Origin of the sequence: Hymenobacter sp. UYP22, assembly GCF_040547285.1 — a bacterium.
Classification (GTDB): domain Bacteria; phylum Bacteroidota; class Bacteroidia; order Cytophagales; family Hymenobacteraceae; genus Hymenobacter.
Map to the genome: position 1 here is coordinate 322,931 of NZ_JBEPPK010000003.1, position 20,308 is coordinate 343,238.

19 protein-coding genes are annotated in these 20,308 nt (G+C 59.3%); 11 read left to right on the plus strand and 8 right to left on the minus strand.

The features are described 5' to 3' along the window. Nucleotides 1–30 precede the first annotated feature (30 nt). From ABIB60_RS07645 to ABIB60_RS07675, 7 genes are all read left to right on the plus strand, one after another. Complete coding sequence (locus ABIB60_RS07645) at nt 31–1,347, plus strand: aspartate kinase (RefSeq protein WP_354578906.1); 1,317 nt, start codon at nt 31–33, stop codon at nt 1,345–1,347. Between the two features lie 157 nt (nt 1,348–1,504). Further along, complete coding sequence (locus ABIB60_RS07650) at nt 1,505–1,963, plus strand: Fur family transcriptional regulator (protein WP_354578908.1); 459 nt, start codon at nt 1,505–1,507, stop codon at nt 1,961–1,963. Between the two features lie 83 nt (nt 1,964–2,046). Further along, a complete protein-coding gene (locus ABIB60_RS07655) occupies nt 2,047–2,685 on the plus strand; it encodes a peroxiredoxin (protein WP_354578910.1) in 639 nt (212 codons plus the stop codon). Nucleotides 2,686–2,817: 132 nt separating this feature from the next. After that, complete coding sequence (locus tag ABIB60_RS07660; protein WP_354578911.1) at nt 2,818–3,312, plus strand: GNAT family N-acetyltransferase; 495 nt, start codon at nt 2,818–2,820, stop codon at nt 3,310–3,312. Nucleotides 3,313–3,318: 6 nt separating this feature from the next. Then, nucleotides 3,319–4,569 (plus strand): 3-deoxy-D-manno-octulosonic acid transferase, encoded by a 1,251-nt coding sequence (locus ABIB60_RS07665; RefSeq protein WP_354578913.1) that lies wholly within the window; start codon nt 3,319–3,321, stop codon nt 4,567–4,569. Between the two features lie 93 nt (nt 4,570–4,662). Further along, complete coding sequence (rsgA, locus tag ABIB60_RS07670; protein ID WP_354578914.1) at nt 4,663–5,586, plus strand: ribosome small subunit-dependent GTPase A; 924 nt, start codon at nt 4,663–4,665, stop codon at nt 5,584–5,586. A gap of 145 nt (nt 5,587–5,731) precedes the next feature. Further along, entirely contained in the window at nt 5,732–6,616 is an 885-nt protein-coding gene (locus ABIB60_RS07675) for an NAD(P)-dependent oxidoreductase (protein WP_354578915.1), read from the plus strand. Between the two features lie 260 nt (nt 6,617–6,876). On the opposite strand, the gene ABIB60_RS07680 is transcribed toward ABIB60_RS07675, so the two are convergent. Then, nucleotides 6,877–7,518 (minus strand): fasciclin domain-containing protein, encoded by a 642-nt coding sequence (locus ABIB60_RS07680; protein WP_354578917.1) that lies wholly within the window; start codon nt 7,516–7,518, stop codon nt 6,877–6,879. 195 nt (nt 7,519–7,713) lie between these two features. On the opposite strand from ABIB60_RS07680, the gene ABIB60_RS07685 reads away from it, so the two are divergent. After that, on the plus strand, nt 7,714–8,172 hold the full coding sequence (locus tag ABIB60_RS07685) for a peptidylprolyl isomerase (RefSeq protein WP_354578918.1): 459 nt from the start codon (nt 7,714–7,716) through the stop codon (nt 8,170–8,172). Between the two features lie 230 nt (nt 8,173–8,402). Here ABIB60_RS07685 and ABIB60_RS07690 read toward each other — a convergent pair whose 3' ends face one another. From ABIB60_RS07690 to ABIB60_RS07705, 4 genes are all read right to left on the minus strand, one after another. Further along, a complete protein-coding gene (locus ABIB60_RS07690) occupies nt 8,403–8,582 on the minus strand; it encodes a hypothetical protein (RefSeq protein ID WP_315996468.1) in 180 nt (59 codons plus the stop codon). Between the two features lie 280 nt (nt 8,583–8,862). Then, nucleotides 8,863–10,392 carry a sigma 54-interacting transcriptional regulator gene (locus ABIB60_RS07695; protein WP_354578919.1) on the minus strand — a complete coding sequence of 510 codons (1,530 nt, stop codon included), beginning with the start codon at nt 10,390–10,392 and terminating at the stop codon, nt 8,863–8,865. Between the two features lie 146 nt (nt 10,393–10,538). Beyond that, complete coding sequence (locus ABIB60_RS07700; protein ID WP_354578921.1) at nt 10,539–12,011, minus strand: TlpA family protein disulfide reductase; 1,473 nt, start codon at nt 12,009–12,011, stop codon at nt 10,539–10,541. A 91-nt stretch (nt 12,012–12,102) separates the two neighbouring features. Further along, on the minus strand, nt 12,103–13,209 hold the full coding sequence (locus ABIB60_RS07705) for a vWA domain-containing protein (protein WP_354578923.1): 1,107 nt from the start codon (nt 13,207–13,209) through the stop codon (nt 12,103–12,105). A 157-nt stretch (nt 13,210–13,366) separates the two neighbouring features. Here ABIB60_RS07705 and ABIB60_RS07710 point away from each other — a divergent pair, with 157 nt between their 5' ends. Together ABIB60_RS07710 and ABIB60_RS07715 are read left to right on the plus strand one after the other, a co-directional pair. Then, a complete protein-coding gene (locus ABIB60_RS07710; protein ID WP_502915114.1) occupies nt 13,367–13,660 on the plus strand; it encodes a DUF427 domain-containing protein in 294 nt (97 codons plus the stop codon). A 223-nt stretch (nt 13,661–13,883) separates the two neighbouring features. Beyond that, nucleotides 13,884–14,495: a hypothetical protein gene (locus ABIB60_RS07715; protein WP_354578925.1), complete on the plus strand. Its 612-nt coding sequence runs from the start codon at nt 13,884–13,886 to the stop codon at nt 14,493–14,495. Nucleotides 14,496–14,627: 132 nt separating this feature from the next. On the opposite strand, the gene ABIB60_RS07720 is transcribed toward ABIB60_RS07715, so the two are convergent. Together ABIB60_RS07720 and ABIB60_RS07725 are read right to left on the minus strand one after the other, a co-directional pair. After that, nucleotides 14,628–15,608, minus strand: coding sequence for an acyl-ACP desaturase (locus ABIB60_RS07720; RefSeq protein ID WP_354578926.1), 981 nt, complete (start codon nt 15,606–15,608; stop codon nt 14,628–14,630). An 82-nt stretch (nt 15,609–15,690) separates the two neighbouring features. Continuing rightward, a complete protein-coding gene (locus ABIB60_RS07725) occupies nt 15,691–17,364 on the minus strand; it encodes a hypothetical protein (protein ID WP_354578928.1) in 1,674 nt (557 codons plus the stop codon). Between the two features lie 223 nt (nt 17,365–17,587). Between ABIB60_RS07725 and ABIB60_RS07730 the strand changes: the two genes are divergently transcribed. Further along, nucleotides 17,588–19,255 carry an ArnT family glycosyltransferase gene (locus tag ABIB60_RS07730; protein ID WP_354578929.1) on the plus strand — a complete coding sequence of 556 codons (1,668 nt, stop codon included), beginning with the start codon at nt 17,588–17,590 and terminating at the stop codon, nt 19,253–19,255. A 108-nt stretch (nt 19,256–19,363) separates the two neighbouring features. Here ABIB60_RS07730 and ABIB60_RS07735 read toward each other — a convergent pair whose 3' ends face one another. Next, complete coding sequence (locus ABIB60_RS07735; protein ID WP_354578930.1) at nt 19,364–20,284, minus strand: glycosyltransferase; 921 nt, start codon at nt 20,282–20,284, stop codon at nt 19,364–19,366. Nucleotides 20,285–20,308: the final 24 nt, after the last annotated feature.

Here is a 20,308-nt window from a genome sequence, read left to right on the forward strand (position 1 = left end):
AGTTTTGCGCGCCCGCTCCGCTTTCACAGGGTGCAACCCGCCGCTACGCGCTACATTTGGGCCATGCAGGAAGCGGTTCAACTCCGGATTTTTAAGTTTGGCGGCGCATCGGTAAAGGATGCGGCCGCTATTCGCAACTTACGCGACATTGTGCAAACGCACGGCCAGCCCGGACCTTTGCTGGTAGTGGTTTCGGCCATGGGTAAAACCACCAATGCCCTGGAAGAGCTGTTTCAGCTGGCCCACACCGGCCAAGACTACGCGACGCCGCTGGCCCGCCTGCGCGACTTTCATCTGCAGGTGGCCACCGAGTTGGGAGTAGATGATGCCCACGCTGGCAGCCCGGCGCTGATGGAGCTACTGGAGCAGTTGCAGGACCGCCTTTCCACGGTGCAGCCCGGGGATTTTGACAAGCAATACGACCAGATTGTGAGCTTTGGGGAGCTGCTGGCTACCCGCATTGTGGCCCGGGCCCTGCAAGCCCAGTGGCTCGACTGCCGCACCCTGATCCGTACCGACCATACTTGGCGGGAAGGCCGCGTGGCCTGGCCCGCTACTGAGCGGCTGTTGCAGGCCGGGGTGGCGGCCCAGCTTGCGCACGGCCCAGTGGTGACGCAGGGTTTTTTGGGCGGCACCTCCAGCGGGCAAACCACCACCCTGGGGCGGGAGGGCTCCGACTATACGGCCGCTATTCTGGCTTACTGCTTAGGCGCGCAGTCAGTGACCATCTGGAAGGATGTGGCGGGCTTGCTGAATGCCGACCCCAAGATTTTTGCCGATACAGTGCGCTACCCGGAAATCAGTTACCAGGAAACCATTGAAATGGCCTACTATGGGGCCAGCGTTATTCATCCTAAGACGATCAAACCATTGGCCGTGAAGCATATTCCGCTGCTGGTGAAGTCGTTTGTGGATCCGGCCGCGGAAGGCACCATCATCCACGACTGCCGCCACGGGCTGCTGGTGCCCGCCCTGATTCGGAAGACGGGACAGTGCCTGATTTCCTTTGAGTCCAAGGACCTTACCTTTATTTCGGAGGAGAACCTGGAGGTTATTTTCGGGGCCCTGGCCCAGGTCCGGCTCAAGATTCATCTGATGCAGAATTCGGCCATCAGCTTTTCAGTATGCACTGATTTTTCGGCCTTCCGCCTGGATAAGCTGCTGGGTTTGCTGCGTGACCAGTTCACGATTCACTACAACACGGGCCTGGAGCTGTATACCATCAAGAATTACGATACAGCCAGCATCAAACGCCTGACGGAGGGCCGCGAATTACTGCTGGAACAGCGCAGCCGCCAAACCTTCCAATTCATTTGTCGGGGCGGGGAGAACGAGGCTCTGAAGTAGTCAGTAGGGCCGGCGTGGCGAGTAAAAACTGGGTTATGCAGGGCTTCGCGAAGGCCACCCAAGCTTCCTCTCATCATCTCTCTGGCCGAGCCGGAATGAAACATTTTTGCCAGCACGCTGCTTATAGCTCTATCTTTGCGGAGAATTATTCTTAGCTGTGAGCCTTTCCACCGACACTTTACGCCCCTCTTCGGCACCCGGTTTTTTGCGGGAGCGGCTGCTGGCTGTGGGGCTCCGGGCCACGCAGCAACGCCTCCTGATTCTGGAATGCCTACTGGTGTTGCCGGGCCACCCTACCGCCGAGCAGGTGCACCGCCAAGCAGTGGAACAGGCTCCCTCCCTCTCGCTGGGTACGGTGTATAAAACGCTGGACTCGTTTGTGGCGGTGGGCCTCACCAAGCGGGTGGCATCTGCCGAAGGCGGCTCCCGCCGCTACGACGCGGACTGCACCGAGCACCACCATTTGTTTTGCACCAACACGCAGGAAATCATTGATTACTGTGACCCACAGCTTGATGCGCTGATTCGGGACTTTTTCGCCGCTAAAGGGCTGAGTGACTTTCAGCCCCACTCCTTTTCTCTGCATATCACCGGCAATAAGGTGCTGAAGGAGTAAGGCTTGGTTGCTAGCCGGCCCGGTTTTCTTGTAGCTCTACCCGGTTTTCCTCTGGTTCCTTTTTTCACCTTTTTCAATTACTCATGGCAGTTCTCGTAGGTAAACGTGCTCCTTCTTTTAAAGCTACCGCCGTTATTGATGGCGAGTTTGAGGAGGATTTCTCTCTCGACCGATACTTGGGCAAGAAGCACGTCATCTTCTACTTCTACCCCGCCGACTTCACGTTCGTGTGCCCCACTGAAATCATTGCGTTCCAGGATCGTCTGGCCGATTTCGAGGCCAAGGGCGTAGCCATTGTGGGTTGCTCCACCGATACGCACTTCTCCCACTTTGCCTGGCTGCAAACCCCACGCGACAACGGCGGCATCGAGGGCGTGAAATACCCGCTGGTAGCTGACGCAACCAAAACCATTGCCTCTAACTACGACGTGCTGGGCGGCCATTACGACTACAACGAAGCTGGCGAAATGACTTTCGTAGGCTCGCCCCTGGCTTATCGGGGCCTGTTCCTGATTGACAAAGACGGCATTGTACGCCACCAAGTGGTAAACGACGGCCCCCTGGGCCGCAGCATCGACGAAGCCATGCGCATGGTGGACGCGTTGCAGTACTTCGAGGTGAAGGGCGAAGTGTGCCCCGCTAACTGGGAAGAAGGCAAAGAAGCCATGACGGCTACCCGTGAGGGCGTAGCTAACTACCTGGGCAAGCAAGCCACGCACTAGCTTAGAGCTTAGAGCTTAGAGCTTAGAGCTTAGAGCTTAGAGCTTAGAGCTTAGAGTGTATGTAAAAAGTCCCGCCGTGGTTACGGCGGGGCTTTTTTGTTGAGAATGAGCGGAAGGCTGTACTTTTGTCGTATGCTACTCCGCCGGGCCACGGCTGCCGATGCTCCGCGCATCGGCCAGTTGTTTTATGACACCATCACGCAGGTAAATTGCGCCGACTACACTGCGGCGCAGATGGCCGCGTGGCGGGGCGGCTGGCAGAACTTGCCAGGCTGGGAAGCAAAAATTGGCAGCCAACACTTTCTGGTAGCCGAGGATGAAGCGACCCGAACGCTGAGCGGCTTTGCCTCCCTGGCCACCGATGGCTACCTGGATTTTTTGTTTGTGAGTACCCGGCACCAGCGGCGCGGTATTGCGGGCCAACTGTTGCTAGCCTTAGTGGCCCACGCTACCTGCCTGGGCCTAACCAGTCTCTACACGGACGCCAGTGTAACGGCCCGGCCGTTTTTCGCCCATTATGGTTTTACAGTGGAGCGGGAGCAACAGGTGGTAGTGCGTGGTGTGGAACTGCCTAATTATCGTATGGTGCGCTCTGTTCCTTTGTTTCCGGCCTCTAGCTCTAAGTAACCCTCCTTGCACCTCCTTTATTCCCTCGGCCTTCACCTGTATGCGCTGCTGCTGCGGCTGGTGGCACCTTTTGTGCCCAAAGCAGCCCAATGGACGGCTGGCCGCCAGGGGCTGCTGGCTCACATCCGGGTAACGCTGCGGGAGGAAACGGCCCCGTTGGTGTGGTTTCATTGCGCCTCCCTGGGTGAGTTTGAGCAGGGCCGCCCGCTCATGGAGGCTTACGCGGCCAACCACCCTGGCCATAAAATTGTGCTGACGTTTTTCTCGCCTTCCGGCTACGAGGTACGCAAGAACTGGCCCGGTGCAGCCTACATCTTCTACCTGCCCCTGGACACGGCCGCCAACGCCCGGGCGTTTCTGGACGCGGTACGGCCCCGGTTGGCGGTGTTTGTGAAGTATGAGTTCTGGTATTTCTTCCTCACGGAGCTGCAGCGCCGCCAGGTTCCGGTTATCTGCGTATCGGCCATCTTCCGGCCCGAACAGGCTTTTTTCAAGCCCTGGGGCGGTTTCTTTCGCCGTATACTGAGCCGCTTCACCCACATCTTCACCCAAAACCAGGCCTCCGTGGAACTGCTGCGGGCCGCTGGCATCACCCAAACCAGCGTGGCCGGCGACACCCGTTTCGATACGGTGGTGCGCACGGCCACGGCCCCGCCCCGCTCCTTACCGCTGGTAGATGCCTTCACCGACGACTGGGCCCCCGTGCTGATTGTCGGCAGCAGCTGGCCCGAGGATATTGCCGTACTCACGCCCCTGCTGCGGCAGTATCAGCAGGAGCTGCGCTTCATTGTGGCCCCCCACGAAATCGAGGAAAGCACGTTGCGGCAGGTAGAGGCCACGTTGCCCGGCCTGGTAGTGCGCTACTCCCAGGCCGATGCCGCCACCGTGGCCCAGGCCCGGGTGCTGCTCATGGATAATGTGGGCCTGCTGAGCCAGCTCTACCGCTTTGGGCATTTTGCCTACGTGGGCGGAGCTTTTGGGAAGGGGCTGCACAACACGCTGGAAGCCGCGGCCTTTGGGCTACCGCTGTTCTTTGGCCCCAGCTACTACAAGTTTCAGGAAGCCCGCGACTTGGTGGAACGGGGCTGCGCCTTTCCCATTGCCTCGGCCGATGAGCTGCTGACTGCCTTTGGTCCCCTCTACCACCGCGAGGAAGCCCGCCTCCACGTGCAGGATATTAGCCTGGACTACGTGCACGACCACAGCGGTGCCACCCGAAAAATCATGCACTGGATTGGTGAGGTGGTAAAATTGTGAAATGGTGAGTTTGATGTTCTGTTGGCGCTACCTGCGCGCATTGCACATCGAACTCACCACTTCACCACCTCACAATTTCACCATTTCACCTCTATGACTGGAATCATCGTTAAATCAACCGGCTCCTGGTACGTGGTGCGCGAAGCAACTGGGCAGCTGCACCGCTGCCGGCTGCGGGGCAAGTTCAAGCACAAGGGCCTGAAGGTGAGCAACCCCCTGGCCGTGGGCGACCAGGTGGAGTTTACCGTGGAAGAGCAAACGGAAGGTGCCGGCGTTATTCACCACATCGAGCCCCGGCGCAACTACATCATCCGCCGTTCGGTGCACAAGAGTGAGCACGCCCACATTGTGGCCGCCAACCTCGACCAGGCGTTGCTGGTGGTGACGCTGGCGTCGCCGGCCACCTCGTTCGGGTTTATTGACCGGTTTCTGGTGACGGCCGAGGCATACAGCATTCCGGTTACGCTCCTGTTCAACAAAACCGACCTGTACGACGAAGATTTGGCCGATTACCAAGACCAGATTCTGAAAATGTACGCCCGCGTGGGCTACCCCGGCTTGCGGTGCTCGGCCCACACCGGCGAGGGTGTGGCCGATATCGACGCCCTGCTCGACGGCAAAGTATCCCTGCTCTCGGGGCACTCGGGAGTGGGTAAAAGCACGCTCATCAATGCCTTGGTGCCCGACCTGGACCTGAAAACGGCCGAAATCAGTGAGTTTTCCGATAAGGGCGTGCACACCACCACCTTCGCCGAAATGCTGGAAGTGCGCCCAGGCACCTACCTCATTGATACGCCAGGCATCAAAGAGCTAGGGCTGGTGGATATGAAGCCGGGCGAACTCGCGCACTACTTCCCCGAAATGCGCGCCTTGCTCAACCAGTGCCGCTACCACAACTGCCAGCACCTGCACGAGCCGGGCTGCGCCGTACGCGAGGCCGTGGATAAAGGCCGCATTGCCCTACCCCGCTACGACAGCTACGTGAGCATGCAGCAAGCCGATGACAACCGGAAGTAGATGGTGAAGTTGTGAAATGGTGAAGTTGTGAGATAGTAAAGTTGCGAAATAGACCATATAAGCGCTGCTTTCCGTAGTGTAGGAGGCGGCGCTTGCGGGTTGACCGCACCCGTCTTTCACAACTTCACCCTTCACAACTTCACCCTTGACACAGCATAACGTAGCCTTCCTCGGCCTGGGGAACATGGGCGAGGCCATGGCCGAAAATCTGCTCAAAGCCGGCCACCGCCTCACCGTATATAACCGCACCGCCAGCAAAGCCGCCGCCCTCCAAAAGCTGGGTGCCACCGTGGCCGCCACGCCCGCCGAGGCCGTAGCCGGGGCCAGTTTCGCCTTTACGATGGTGACGGACGACGCCGCTTTGGAGGAGCTGTGCCTAGGGCCCGATGGGCTGCTGCCGGCCCTGCCCGCCGGAGCCGTGCACGCCTCCTGCAGCACCGTAGCCCCCGCTACCAACCGCCGCCTGGCCGAAGCCCACGCCCGCCACGGTAGCGCTTTGGTAGCCACGCCCGTGTTCGGCAAGCCCGATGTGGCCGCCGCCGGCAAGCTGTGGCTGGCCATTTCCGGCGAGGCCAGTGCCCGGCGCAAAGTCACGCCCCTGCTCGGTGCTCTGGGACAAGGCACCCACGATTTTGGCGACGATGCCGGGGCTGCCAGCACCGTTAAGCTCTGCGGCAACTTCATGCTGGGCGCGGCCATTGAAGCCATGGCCGAAGCCTTCACCCTGGCTCAGAAAAGCGGACTGGAGCGGCAGCAGGTGTACGAGTTCTTCACCTCTACCCTCTTCAACACGCCCATTTATAAAGGCTACGGCAAGCTAGTGGCCGAGCGACATTACCAGCCAGTGGGTGCGGCCCCGGCCATCATCCGCAAGGATATGCGCCTGGTGTTGGACGAGTCGCGCACCCACCTGGTGCCCATGCCCTTCGCCAATATTCTCCACGACCACCTCTCCACCACCGTGGCCAAAAAGGAAAAAGGTGACTGGGCCGGTTTTGCCGAGCGCATCACCGACGGCGCCGGCTTGTAGCAGCCCCGAACGTTACACAAAGCGGAGCCGAAGTATTTCGCAGGCAATAAGTGCATACGACGTAGCACGTCATGCTGAGCGCAGCGAAGCATCTCGCGTGCTGACGTCTGAATAGCACCACAACATCAGCACGCGAGATGCTTCGCTGCGCTCAGCATGACGTTATATTTCGGCACCTTCCTCTGCATCTGTCCTGATGCCACAAAAAAGGCCCGGCTGAAACAGCCGGGCTTTTCTATCAATCAGGAAATTTGGGTACGTTACTTGGCCAGCGGCAGCACCACGCCGTCGATTACGTGGGTAACACCATTGCTGGAAATTACGTCGGGCGTAAGGATATTCACGGGGGCATCGGTGCCATTGCCAATCATGATTTTGCCCTCCTTCACGGATACTTTCAGCTTCTCCCCGTTCATGGTAGTTAGCTCCTGCCCGTCTTTAAGGTCCTGAGCTACCAGACGACCCTGGATAACGTGGTAGGTGAGCACACCTTTTAGCTTTTCCTTGCTTTCGGGCTTCAGCAGGCCAGCCAGTGCGCCGTTAGGCAGCTTGTCGAAGGCGGCGTTGGTGGGGGCGAATACCGTGAAGGGGCCGGGGCCACTGAGGGCGCCATCGAGGCCGGCGGCCTGCACGGCTTTCACCAGGGTAGTTACGCTGGGGGCCATTACGGCGTTCTGCACAATGGTTTTATCGGGCGTCATGGCCACGCCGTCCACCATTACACCGTCGGTTTTTCCCATGCGGGCCGAGTCGGCGAGCATGGCCGTGGAGTCAACGGTAGTTTCCATGGAGCCGGTGGGAGCAGTGGCGGTTTCGGCGGGCTTATTGTCGCCGCAGCTGCTGAGGCCCAGCAGGGCAGCGGAAAACAGAGCGAAAGTGGCGAAGCGCTGCGTGTGGTTCATACGAAAGCGAAAGAGAGGGTTGGTTGGAGAGAAAAGAAGAGCGAATCCCTTACGGGCCAGCTTAGAGAATCTGCTTACGAGCCCGACCGTTGCTTGGATGTTTTGCGGCGGGCATTTTGGCTACCTTTGTGCCCGGCGGCACCCGCCGGTGGCCTTGTATACGTATACGGGCCATTCCACCCACGTTTCATTTCCATGAAAACTGCCGAAATCCACACCAACAAAGGCGTGATGAAAGTTGAGTTCTACGAGCAAGACGCGCCCAACACCGTTAAAAACTTCACCGACCTGGCTCAGAAGGGCTACTACGACGGCCTGAAGTTTCACCGCGTGCTGCCAAACTTCGTGATTCAGGGCGGCTGCCCCAACACCCGCGCGGGGGCCAGCGGCACGCCCGGCACCGGCGGCCCCGGCTACAAAATCGACTGCGAACTGAACGGCGGCAACCAGTACCACGACCGTGGCGTGCTGAGCATGGCCCACGCCGGCCGCAACACCGGAGGCTCCCAGTTCTTCATCTGCCACTCCCGCGACAATACCGCCCACCTCGACCGCAACCACACCTGCTTCGGCAAAGTGGTAGAAGGCCAGGACGTTATCGACCAGATTAAGGCGAATGACACCATCGACAAGATTGTAGTAAACGAGGCGTAAGCTTCGGCTTCGTTTCAACGAAGTTATTCAGGAAGTTGCCTTAGCGAAAGCCAGTTGTTATCCTGAGCGAAGCGAAGGACCTTATCCCATCCCAACAAGTCGTTGGGATGGGATAAGGTCCTTCGCTTCGCTCAGGATAATACCTTTTGAGCAGCTACGACAGCAAAAGGCCCCGCTTACCACTTGGTAGACGGGGCCTTTTATCTGCCGGGAGCTTGGCTCCAGGCAGCCTAGCGCTTCTGGAAAATCCAGCGGCAGCCGGGCTGGTATTTCTTGTACACGGGGCGGTGCATACCGCCTTTGTAATAACGAGCCGGGCCATTGTTACCCGCCGAAGCAGGGATGCTGGGAGCCAGCAAAGCAAGAACCAAGGCGAGGCAGGCGAAACGGGCGGCGAGAACAGCTTTCATATGACCGGTGTAGGTAGGAGTGTTGAAGAGAGATGCGGCGGGGCTTGCCTGCCGGGAACACTACAAAGGAACAGCACGCCTCCGCCACTTTGCAGGCTCATTAGCCAGGCTGGACCTCTTTCTCTCCAAACACAGAGTATTTCTGTGCGAAGCCGGGAACTTGAGGGCCCAGTCTGGTGCCAGCCGTATCATTCGGCCACCAGCAATTAGCAAGATGGCCCGCTTCCAGCCAGTTTGGCGGAAAGCGGGCCATCTTGCTAATTGCTGGTGGTTTGCCTACCTACCGGCGCTTGCGCTTTTTGGAGGATTGGTATTCCTCGTCGTCGTCATCGTCGTCGCCGAAGTTGGGCATGGTGAACATGCTGCTGAGCAAATCCTTGAACTGGGAGCCAGCCGTGAGGCGGTTGCGCGAAATCAGGCTGTGCTCGGCCATCCCGTGCAGGGCAAACTCCATCCAGAAGTGCAGGTTTTCCTTGCTCAACTCGGCGGGCACGCTTTGCTGCACTACGTCTTTTAGGCCCGGCACCACCTCCAGCATCTTGCGGTAGTCCTCGTCGGAGGCGTCGTGCAGCAAATCAATAGTCCGGGAGCCGAACCAGTCCTGCACGGGCTTGTAGGGGTTGGGCTTGTCCTTTTGCTTCTTGGTTTTCTCGGGGTCGGGGAAGTATTGCAGAAACTGGGTGCGCAAAGCCTTGCCCATCAGCTTCTCCGCCACAATGCCCGCGCCTTCCTGCTCACCCTCGTACACCAGCTCCACCTTGCCCGTTACGGCCGGCACAGCCCCCAGGAAGTCGGCAATCCGCACGTAGGTGTGGTTTTCGCCGTTGATGAGGGCCCGGCGCTCAGCCGCCGCAATTACCTGCTCGTAGGCCGAAATAGTGAGGCGGGCCGATACGCCCGACTTGGCATCCACGAACTCGGAGCCCCGGGCCTCAATGGCTACCTGCTCCACCAGGTCGTGCACCACGTCGTTGGTGGTTACCAGGCCGCGCTGCTCCTCCCGGATGCGGGCCTCTTGCTTGGTAATGCGCTTACCGATTTCAATGGATTTCGGGTAGTGCGTAATGATCTGGGCGTCAATACGGTCCTTGAGCGGAGTGACAATGGAACCCCGGTTAGTGTAATCCTCAGGGTTAGCCGTGAACACAAACTGCAGATCCAGCGGCAGCCGCACCTTGAAGCCCCGAATCTGAATGTCGCCTTCCTGCAGAATATTGAATAGCGACACCTGAATACGGGCCTGCAAGTCGGGCAGCTCGTTAATCACAAAAATACCGCGGTGCGCCCGCGGAATCAGCCCGAAGTGAATCACCCGCTCGTCGGAGTACGGCAGCTTGAGCGTAGCCGCTTTGATGGGGTCGGCGTCGCCGATGAGGTCGGCCACTGACACGTCGGGGGTGGCCAGCTTCTCGGTGTACCGCTCGTCGCGGTGCAACCAGGCCACGGGCGTGTCGTCGCCTTTCTCAGCTACGAGGTTCTTGGCATACACGCTCAACGGCTGCAAAGGGTCGTCGTTCAATTCGGAGCCGGCCACCACAGGCACGTACTCGTCCAGCAGCCCCACCAGCAGGCGGGCAATGCGGGTTTTGGCTTGGCCGCGCAAGCCCAGCAGGTTGATGTGGTGCCCGGCCAGCACGGCGCGCTGCAGCTCCGGAATAACGGTTTCCTCGTAGCCGTAAATACCAGGAAATACGTCCTGTTTATTTTTTAATCGTTGAATCAGGTTGTCACGCAACTCCTGTTTTACGGAGCGGGGCTGGTAGCCAGACTGCTTCAAGGCACCCAAGGTGCGGATGTCGGGTTGAGTCATAGAAGGGGGGTGGATAATCCGCAGCCACAGCACGTGGCGCGGCAGAAAAGGCCGGACCCGGCTTCGGGACGGATGTTACTATAACCAGCAAGCCGGGCGGTTGGTTCGGCCTGAATTTCGGCGAGAAGCGTAAAAAATTACGGCTCCTACTTTGGCTTTGATCCTAGCGCCTGTTCCAGCAAAGCAACAATTTCCGCTCCAGCCGAGGGTCTCGGGGCCGCAGAGCGCCAGACGCGGCCGTCGCGGCCGATGATCCAGTAATTGGGGTAGACACTCACACCGTAAGCTGACGCGGCTTGCATGGCAGCAGGGTCAAGCAGGTGCACACTACTTGCACCACCCAAGTTGAATTTGGTAACAGCGCGCTGCCATTCCTCAGCTTTACGATCCACCGACACGTAGAGAAATACCACGTCGCGGCCCTGAAACTGCTTTTTTAATCGGGCACCTGCCGGCGCTTCAGCCAGACAGGGCGTGCAGCTGCTATACCAGAAATCAAGATAGACCACCTTCCCCCGGAAATTGTGTAAGGACACTGACTTGCCAGCAAGGTCATGTAAGGTAAAATCCGGGGCAGAACTGCCGGCTTGCAGCCCCGCCGTAGTACGCCAAGCATACCGCAGGTTCCGGGCCGTTGCTGAATCGTGGTTGTGAGCCCGGAAAACCGGTAGAAACGCCTGTACGGCCGGCCGGCTGGTTTCTGAGAAGTCGAACAACTGATTCGCTAACAACGCGCCAATTATCTGGTCGCGGAGCACATTATCCCCCACATCAGCTGTTGTGCGTGCGTGCAACTGCGGGGCAGCATCGGGAGCAGCCGACAGCTGGCCGGCCGGATTCACCAGAAAGAAGTAGCGGTATGCTCCATTTAAGGATGCTACCGTTTGCAATAAGGCGGGCCGGCAGGCATCAACACCTTCAGCGGGCCACGGCAATTTTCCTAGAAAATGGAAGTAACCAGCCGGCAATTCCGGTTCGTGCTTGGTAGCGGCCTTTAGATTATCGGCGTAGCGCAGCAACGATAGTCCGCGTTGCAAATCCAGCACCTGCCGCCGCAGCTGTACCAGATCAGCGGGCAGAGGCTGGCGGAAGTGCCAGGCAGCCAGCGTATCCAGCTGCCGCTGGTGGTAGGCATCCACCAAACCCACAAACTCGGCGGGGTTGGCCGTGGCGTGCTGCTTCTCCGGTAATCCGGCAAAGTCGAAATCAAACTGGCGCTGCGCCTGCACCAGATAATTATTGGCATGAGCCCCACGTCCCCTAAACTGCAGCGTTTCGTTGAAATTCCGTCGGTCGGCGGCGAGTTCCAGCGAGTCGCCAGGAGATAGGTACACGATGAGGCCATGCGTGAGTTGAGCATCAAACCCGGCGGTTACGTCTGGCAACCGGAGCAGAAACGAGCCGTCTGGGGCCACGGCCACGGCGTGTTTAGTGCGGTGGTTGTATTGGGGCAGTTTCCGCCAGAGCCACACACTGTCGCCGGTTTGGGCGTGGCGGATGGTGCCCCGCAATACCACCACCGAGGATGGCACCGGGGTTTCAACAGGAGTGATGGATGCTGTTTGCAGGGTGACGCAGGCACTCAATGCACCCAATAAAGCCAGTAATAAATATTTCATTATGATATACAGTTAAGAGCGAAAGCCGCCGAAGTAACGAAACTTCGGCGGCTTAGCTTATAGATAGCTCGTTGATTGAGCCGTTTGGCCCCTACAGCGACTTGCGCCGGTTTTGCTTATAATCCTCAAAAATCAGGTGACCCAGGCCCTTCAGGGAGCTGTAATAGGCTTTACCCTGATTTACCTCCGTGAACTCCTGCACGAAGCTGCGCAGGTAGGGGTCGTCGGCAATCATGAAGGTGGTGATGGGCACTTTCAGGCGGCGGGCGGCGGCGGCCAGGTTCAGGGTGCGGTTCACCACTTTGCGGTCCAGGCCGAAGGAGTTTTTGTAGTAGCCACCGGGTTCTTTTAGGCAGGTGGGCTTACCGTCAGTAATCATGAAAATCTGCTTGTTGGCCGTTTTGCGCTTGCGCAGCAGGTCCAGGGCCAGCTCCAGGCCGGCCACCGTGTTGGTGTGGTAAGGGCCTACCTGCAAGTAGGGCAGCTCCTTCACCTCAATCTGCCAGGCATCATTCCCGAACACAATCACGTCGAGGAAGTCCTTGGGGTACTTCTGCTTCACCAGTTCGGCCAGGGCCATGGCCACCTTTTTGGCGGGCGTAATGCGGTCCTCCCCGTACAGAATCATGGAGTGCGAAATATCAATCATGAGCACAGTGCTGGTCTGGCTTTTGTGCTCATTCTCGCGCACTTCCAGGTCGCCCTCGGTCAGCATGAAGTTGTCGTCATCCATGCCGTGGTTGAGCTGGGCATTGCGAATGGACTCGGTCATCTGAATCTGCTCCAGGGAGTCGCCGAAGCGGAACTCCCGCATATCGGTGCTCATTTCGTCGCCCTGGCCGGTGTGGGGCGTGCGGTGGTTGCCGGTGCCCGATTTCTTGAGCTTGCCGAAGATTTCCTCCAGAGCCGAGCGGCGGATGTTCTGCTCACTCTTGGCCGTGATGTTGAACGCGCCCGGCTCCTGCGGATTCTCATCGATGTACCCTTTTTTCTTCAGGTCCTCGATAAAGTCGCCCATGCCGTACTCGTCGTTGGTAAGGCCGTACTGCTTATCCAGCTCATTGAGCCACTGCAGGGCCTCACTCACGTCGCCGCTGGTGATGGTAACCAGCTGCATAAATATCTTGAAAAGAGAGTCGAAGCCAGGATTACCGGACTCCTCGGGCGTAAAATCCCGGAAACGAAAGCCTGCGGACATAGTAGATGGGGAGTGAGCCAGTAGAACAACGCGGCGGCCGAGTTGGTTTACGGTTGCCTGATTTTGGTTCTGGCTGGATATTTCCGGCTGCCCGCCTTTTCGCGCCACTCAGCAAAAGCCTACGGGCAGCCGAGTGTAAACAGCCATTCATCATCCAATTCCTTCCCCTATGAAAGCCATCTGGAAAGACACCGTTGTTGCCGAAAGCAACGACACCATTGTTATCGAAAACAACCATTACTTCCCCGCAGATGCCATTAAGCAGGAGTTTTTCGAGGACAGTATCGCCCACACCTCCTGCCCCTGGAAAGGTCGGGCCAGCTACTACTCCCTGCGCGTTGCGGGGGAGCTAAATAAAGATGCAGCCTGGTACTACCCGGAGCCCAAAGAGGCCGCCGCAGCCATCAAGAACCGGGTGGCTTTTTGGAAAGGGGTGCAAGTAGTAGCCTGAACCCACTCTCGTTTTTCAGGACCCGCAATGCGGCAATACTGCAGGTGTATAAATTATTTTATATATAGATGAACCCTGTTAACGTAATGCTCAGATAATAGAAAAAATACAACTTAATCTGGCTACATTGCGTTAATTACTGCCAAACTCTCCCCCGATGAACTTCTGCTTTGGTGAGTACCGAAGCAATTTGCTGCATCTTCCCTAATCTTCATTTTTACCCATGCGTACCTCCTCCCTATCTTGTCTGCTGCTGGCTACCGGCGTGGTGGCCGCCACGCTCACTGCCTGCGACTCTACGCGCCAGGTAGCCAGTGAATCTTCTTCGGACACGTTGCCCTCTACTCCCACCGTTGACGAAAGCGACGTAAGCTTCAACCGGGAAGTAACCCAAGGCGACTACCGCTTTACGGTGAAAACGTTTGGCTCCCAGGAGCCCCGCGTAGTGAGTGTCCGCTCGTACCGGGGTTCGGCCCAAACCATTGATCCGCTGCGGATGGAAGTTACTGGAGCAGTAACCAATGTAGCCGCCGCTGACCTTAACGGTAACGGCAAGCCCGAGCTCTACATCATGACCGATAACAGGAAAGCCAATGGAGGCTTGTACGCCTATGAGTTTGCTGAGCGGGGCTACACGCCCATCAGCTTCCCCGGCACCCCGGGTGGGCAGGCAGGTATGGGGTATTCCGGCCAGGACATGTACCAAATCAGTGGCAACAAGCTGGTGCGCACATTCCCGGTAACCTCGACTGACTCAACGAAAACCGCCGGCAACCGCACCGTAGAGTACACTCTCGACCCCAGCGGCAAGCTGGTAATGGGCACCCAACGCTAGCTTTTAGCGCTTGATGCATACGAAAGAGGCCCCGCCGGATTACGGCGGGGCCTCTTTTTGTGTCGATGGTTTCTGTTGTTGCCTTGCGGCTAGCCACTGCTAGCCAAACTCTAATAATTAAGCACCAATTGGCTACTCAATCCACTTGAACTTGTACTCCAGCTTGGGCACCGGCATACGGTCGGCCACGCGGCGCAAACGGTTAGGCAGCGCCATAATGTACTCCCGGGCTTTTTCGGCGGGGCCGGTGAGGCCGGTAATCTGTTCGACTTTCCAGTCGGCAATAAGCGTGTCCAGAATGTCGGTGTAGTCGTGGCTGGTGTACACGCCCAGTCGCTGGGCCGCATCGGTGAAGTGGCCGAAGGTTTTACCCATTTCCACGCCCATCTCGCGCATGTAGTGTGCGGGCATTACAATCTTCTTGCGCATCATATCTTCAAAGGCCAGCATCATTTCGGAGGGGTCAACCTCAAAAATCTTCTCCACGAAGGTTTTGTACACGCGGGCGTGCCGGTTCTCGTCACCGGCAATCATGCCGCAGATTTTGGACAGGCCATCGTCGCCAACTTTGCGGGCTAGCTGGCCCACGCGGCGGTGCGAGAGATTGGTGGCCGTTTCCTGGTAGCTGGTGTACACAAAGGCGCGGTACGGGTCGTGGGCCGTACCCAGGTCGAACCCATCGGCAATCAGGTACTGGGTGCTCACCTCAAACTCGCGCATATTCACGCGGCCCGAGAGGTAGAGGTAGCGGTTGAGCAGGTCGCCGTGGCGGTTTTCCTCCGCCGTCCAGCCTCTGATCCACTGGGCCCAGCCGTTGTCAGGGTCCCGGTTCAGGTCATCAAGCTGGTGAAACCAGGCCTCGTAGTTGGGCAGCGCTTCTTCCGTGATAGTGTCGCCGATGAGTACGGCCAGCAGGTCGTAGCTCAACTCCTTGGCCCGCTCGCGCAACAGCTTTACCTCATCAAAAAAAGTATCAAGCCGGGAATCAGGCAGGTAGTCGGAGGGCTGCCAGCTGGTTTCCACACTTTTCAGAAAAGTGCCCAGGTTGTCTTTCAGGAAGCCTTCCATGTGTTGGAGTACTTCCCCGCGGGAGGTCATGTTGGCGGTAATCATGGGGATTGGGAGCAAAAGGTACTAGCAACTTCAAAGGTACAGTTCCCCCACACCTGCATAGCTGGAATAAGTCCAGGGTGAACTACAAAATTTTGGCTTTCGAAGATGAATGCTGGAATTTTGCACGAAAAAGGTATGCATGCATAGCATTTTTCTGGGTTCGGTAGTTGGGCTGAGCAGGTACCAGCTGCATCAGCGGCTGCCCGGGTTGCCGGCGTAAGGCCAGGTGGCGGTTGAGCAGGGCCGCGCCTTCCGGGGAAAGCAGCCAAGCTACGTTCGGGAGCCGCCCCAGCCGCCGCAGAGCCGCCGTGAAGTTGCGGGAGCCGGTGAGCTGCTGCCGGAGCGCAGGCTGCGAAGGGTGCAGGGTCTGCCAGCCCAGCAGGGAAAGGTACTTGCGGGGTTTGACGATTCGGGAAGCATAAATTCCCGGCGGGTGTCCTTCCGTGAGGGGGCTTTGCGACTTGTAGGTTTCCTCCCACAAATCGGACACTACAACATCGGCGCGGCCTGCCAGCTTGTACAGATTCTTCCGCCGCTGGTAGTTGCGCTGCTCCTCCTGCGCCAGTACCTGGCTGCGGTGCCAGATTTTGTACCCGTAGGGCACCGAGGCCAGCGCCAGTACGGCCACCAGCACTGGCACTGCCCGGCGCGGCAACGACTGGCGGCCCAATACGAAAATCAGGTTTCCAATCACCCAGAAATCCAGCAGAGGCAGGGCCAGCCGGGGCGGCAGTTTCAGCACTATTCCCAGGCCCAGCAGCAGCCCCACGTAACCAATTTGCACCAGCCAAAACCAGCGGCTGCGGGGCTGCCCCCACAGCAGCGCCCCGGTAACGGCCACTATCAGGAGCAGCGGGAAATAGTCGCGGGGAAGCTGGCGAAACAGCATCAGTAGCTTGACAGGAGCCGTTTTCGTTAAAAAATACTCCAGCCGAAACGGGGCCGCGCGGGCAAACATGGGCTCATTCACCAGCGTAGAATCTGCCAGCATCCAGTTGCGGGCGGCGGCTAGTCCCAGGCTGTCGGAGGGGGAAAGTGGCAGTACTGGCGGCGCGTTTAGCTGAAAGTCGTTGAGGTTGGACTTGAGTACATCGAGGCGGCGAAACGTGGCGGCGGCGGGGCTCCAGGTAAGGTTAAGCCAAAGCGCCCCCATTACGGCCCAAGCCATTGCCCCGGCCAGCACCGGCAGGCTGCGCCGGCCCCCCAGCCACCACGCGCCGGGCGCAGCGGCGGCGGCACCCAGTATGGCCGCGCTGGGCCGAATCAGCCAGCTTATGCCAAACGCCAGCATACCTACCGCCAGCGCCCACCGCACCGGTGCGCGTTGGGCGGCAAACAGCACCCCGGCTCCGGCCAGCAGCAGCGGGACCCGCATGTAGTTGAACCAGAGGCTATGCTCCAACCACGCTACGCTCCAGAACAACACCAGCACCGCCAGCGCTGCCCGGGGGTCGGCGTGGGGCCGCAGCACCCGCCACAGCACCGCACATATCAGCACCGTGGCCACGTACAGCAGCCCGTATAGCGTGAGGCCGTACCAGGGTACAGCAGGGTGAGCGGCGTATAACTGGCTCCAGGCCCAGGCAAATCCGTGGAAGTAGAGGTAGAGGTCGGTGACTGGGGTGGCGGCCGTTTCGCCCCGAAGCAGGGCCACAATGGTCAGGTCATCGTTGGTTTCAAAGTAGCAGCCCAACCCTGCCCCGCTTAACAGCAAGAGCAACAACGGCAGCAACAGAAGCAAGAGACGACGCGACATGGGCCGCAAGATATGGGAAGGGGCTGAGAGGCGAGAGAGGGGCACCTTATTCCGGGCGGAGGAACCTCGCGCGCCGATGGGAGCAGGACCAGGGCAGCATCTGCCCCCACGGTTCCGCGCAGGCGCGGAGACGGGCGGTTGATTTGCTGCCTATCCCTCACCGGTCAACCGGTACGCGGTGTGCTTTACCCAGCACCTTTCAGGCCTTCACTATCTTGCCCCGGTGAACCGAACTATACCCCGTTTGCCGGACTGGACGCTGCTGTTTGTAGTGACCCTCACCCTGGCTTATTTCTTCCTGACCCACGAAGGCCTCTATGCCCTCGATGACTACTATTATTCCCGCTACGCCCACCAGCTTTTGGAGGGTACCTTCCGGCTGACCCCCGACCCACAGGGCCTGCTACACGACCCGTTGAAGGAGCGTTACCTGATTTTTGGGCCGGTAGCCGTATTTTTCAAGCTGTTCGGGCTCAACATCATCAGCGCCACCCTGTGGCCTTTGCTGACCACGCTGGGCTGCGCGGGGCTAATCTGGAGGCTGTACCGCCGCCGGGAGCCAGTGGTGGCCGCTGGCGCCATGCTACTACTGGGACTGCACTATTTCACCCTCAACCTCACCAACTACCTCTACCCCGATAATGTACTGATGTTCTGGTGCCTGGGCAGCGCGGCCGTGCTGCTACGGGGCCGGGAACCGGGTCGCCGGGCCGGGTGGTGGGGTGCCGGATTTGCCCTACTCAACCTGGCCGCGCTGCTCAGCAAGGAAACCATTGTGTACTACCTGCCTTTTTATCTGGGCTTGATGGGGCTGGATGCCTGGCACCGCCGCAATGGGCGGTTCTGGTTGGTGGCGGTGGGCACTGGCGGGCTGCTGCTGCTGGGGTACCTGGGCCTGTACCAGCACCACACCGGCGACGCGCTGTACCGCATCCATCTTATTGAGCATACCAACGAATTTTTAAAGGAAGGTAACTACCTCGTGGGCAACCGGGCGGCGCTGCTGGCCCGTGTTACCTGGCAGCCGCTGGCCTTTTTTGTAGGCGCGGGCCTGGGGCTGATGCTGGTGCTGGCGGCGGTGGCCGTGGGCCGGGAACGAACTGCCAGCCCTGCCGCAGACCGGCCATTCTGGCTACTGCTGGCGGGCTGCACGCTGCTATTGTACTGGGTGGGCAGCACTTCCCTCAGCAGCTACAACCCCATCACCCTGCTACCCCGCATGACGACTCCGCTCCTGCCCCCACTGGCCCTAGCAGCGGGGTTTGGGCTGCGGCGGGTGGTGCAGGAAGGTGGCTGGCGGCTATGGGCAACTGGCCTGTTGTTGTTGCTGCTGGTGGTTTGGCTGCACAATGCGGTAGCCGTGCTGTATGCGTTGCCAGGGCTGTGGCTGCTGGCGGTAACCGTGGGCAGCCGCTTGCGGCAGTGGCCCCGCTGGCTGCTGCCCGGCGCGCCGGCCCTGGCGGGCGCTACCGTGGTAGTACTGGCCCTGGCCCTGGCTATCCGGCCAGTGTATTTTATGCGGAAGCCGTCGGTTTCAGAGCATTTTGCGCAGGCCCGCTTACTTCGGCAACACCTGCAGGGGCCAGCCCGCGGCACGGTACTGGTTGATGATTACCTGATTGGCAACTACGATTTTATGTATGGTTTCCGGGTGCCGGCCGGGCTGCAGTACCGCCGCTACTGGGCCCGCGACTCGGTGCGCCTGGCACCCACGGAACACGCCTGGCTGCTGCTCAACCGCGCCACTCTCAGCAACGACGAGCTGACCCGCAAGCTCATCCGCTACTCCCCCGATTCGGTGCTGAGCTGGTACCCCCGGCGGCGCCTGCTGGCCCAGGATGGCCGCGTAGAGCTATACGAGGTGGAATTAGGCGTGAGAAGTGAGAAGTGAGAAGTGAGAAGTGAGAAGTGAGAAGTGAGAAGTGAGAAGTGAGAAGTGAGAAGTGAGAAGTGGCAACGCCATTCCGTAACCTTTGGTCTAGCGTCGGACACATTGTTATCAACTTTTCCACTTCGCGGCTTGTCCCAGCAGCCAATCTAATGGGCGCACGGCGCGGAGTTCCCGTAATAACTGGTAGAGGTCCTGGGCTTCAGGAAAATTTTGGTGGCGCACGGCCTGGCGCAGCTCCCAGCGCACCCGCACGGCCAGGGCCGCCCGCTCGGCGGGGGTACGGCACAGGACCTGGGCTTTGCGGCACACTGCAATGGTGGAGCGCAGGTAGGGGTCGTGGGGGCGGTAGCCTTTGCTGGACATAGACTGCGGGTGCAGCCGCTTCCGGGTGGTTACGGCATCCAGGAAGTAGAACTCCCAGTGGCGGCTGGCCCGCACCCAGAAGTCAAAATCCTCGTAGGCCAGGGTTTCATCGTAGCCGCCCAGCTGCAGCAGCGTGGCCCGGCGCATAAGCATGGTGGGTGTACTGATGAAGTAGCGGGCCAGTACGTCGGCGAAAACCGGACCGCTGGCCGGACGCGGGTGCAAGCCCCCGTTGGCGTCGCGGCGGAAATGGGGGCGCACAAACTGGCCGGCTTCGTCAATCAGCTCAGCATCAGAATATACCATGCCGCAATGGGGGCCGGCCGCCGCAAAGGCTGCTACCTGTTGGGCTACTCGCTCGGGCAGCAACACATCATCCGTGGCAAAGTCAATAATGAACTCCCCCGCCGACTCCCGGAAAGCGGAGTTGAACGCCTGGCAGTTGCCCACGTTGGCGGGCAGCAGCCGCAGGTGCCAGCCGGGGTGGGCGGCGGCATAGCGGCGGAGTATTTCCGGGCTAGCATCGGTGCTGGCATCGTCTACCAGAAATACCTCCAGGTTCGGGTACGTTTGGGCCACAATGGAATCGAGGGCCGTTTCCAGAAACCGGGCGTGGTTGTAGCACAGCGCTACAATAGTGACGAGGGGCTGTTCAGCTGCGGGCATTGGGGGCAAGATACGCACGGCCGG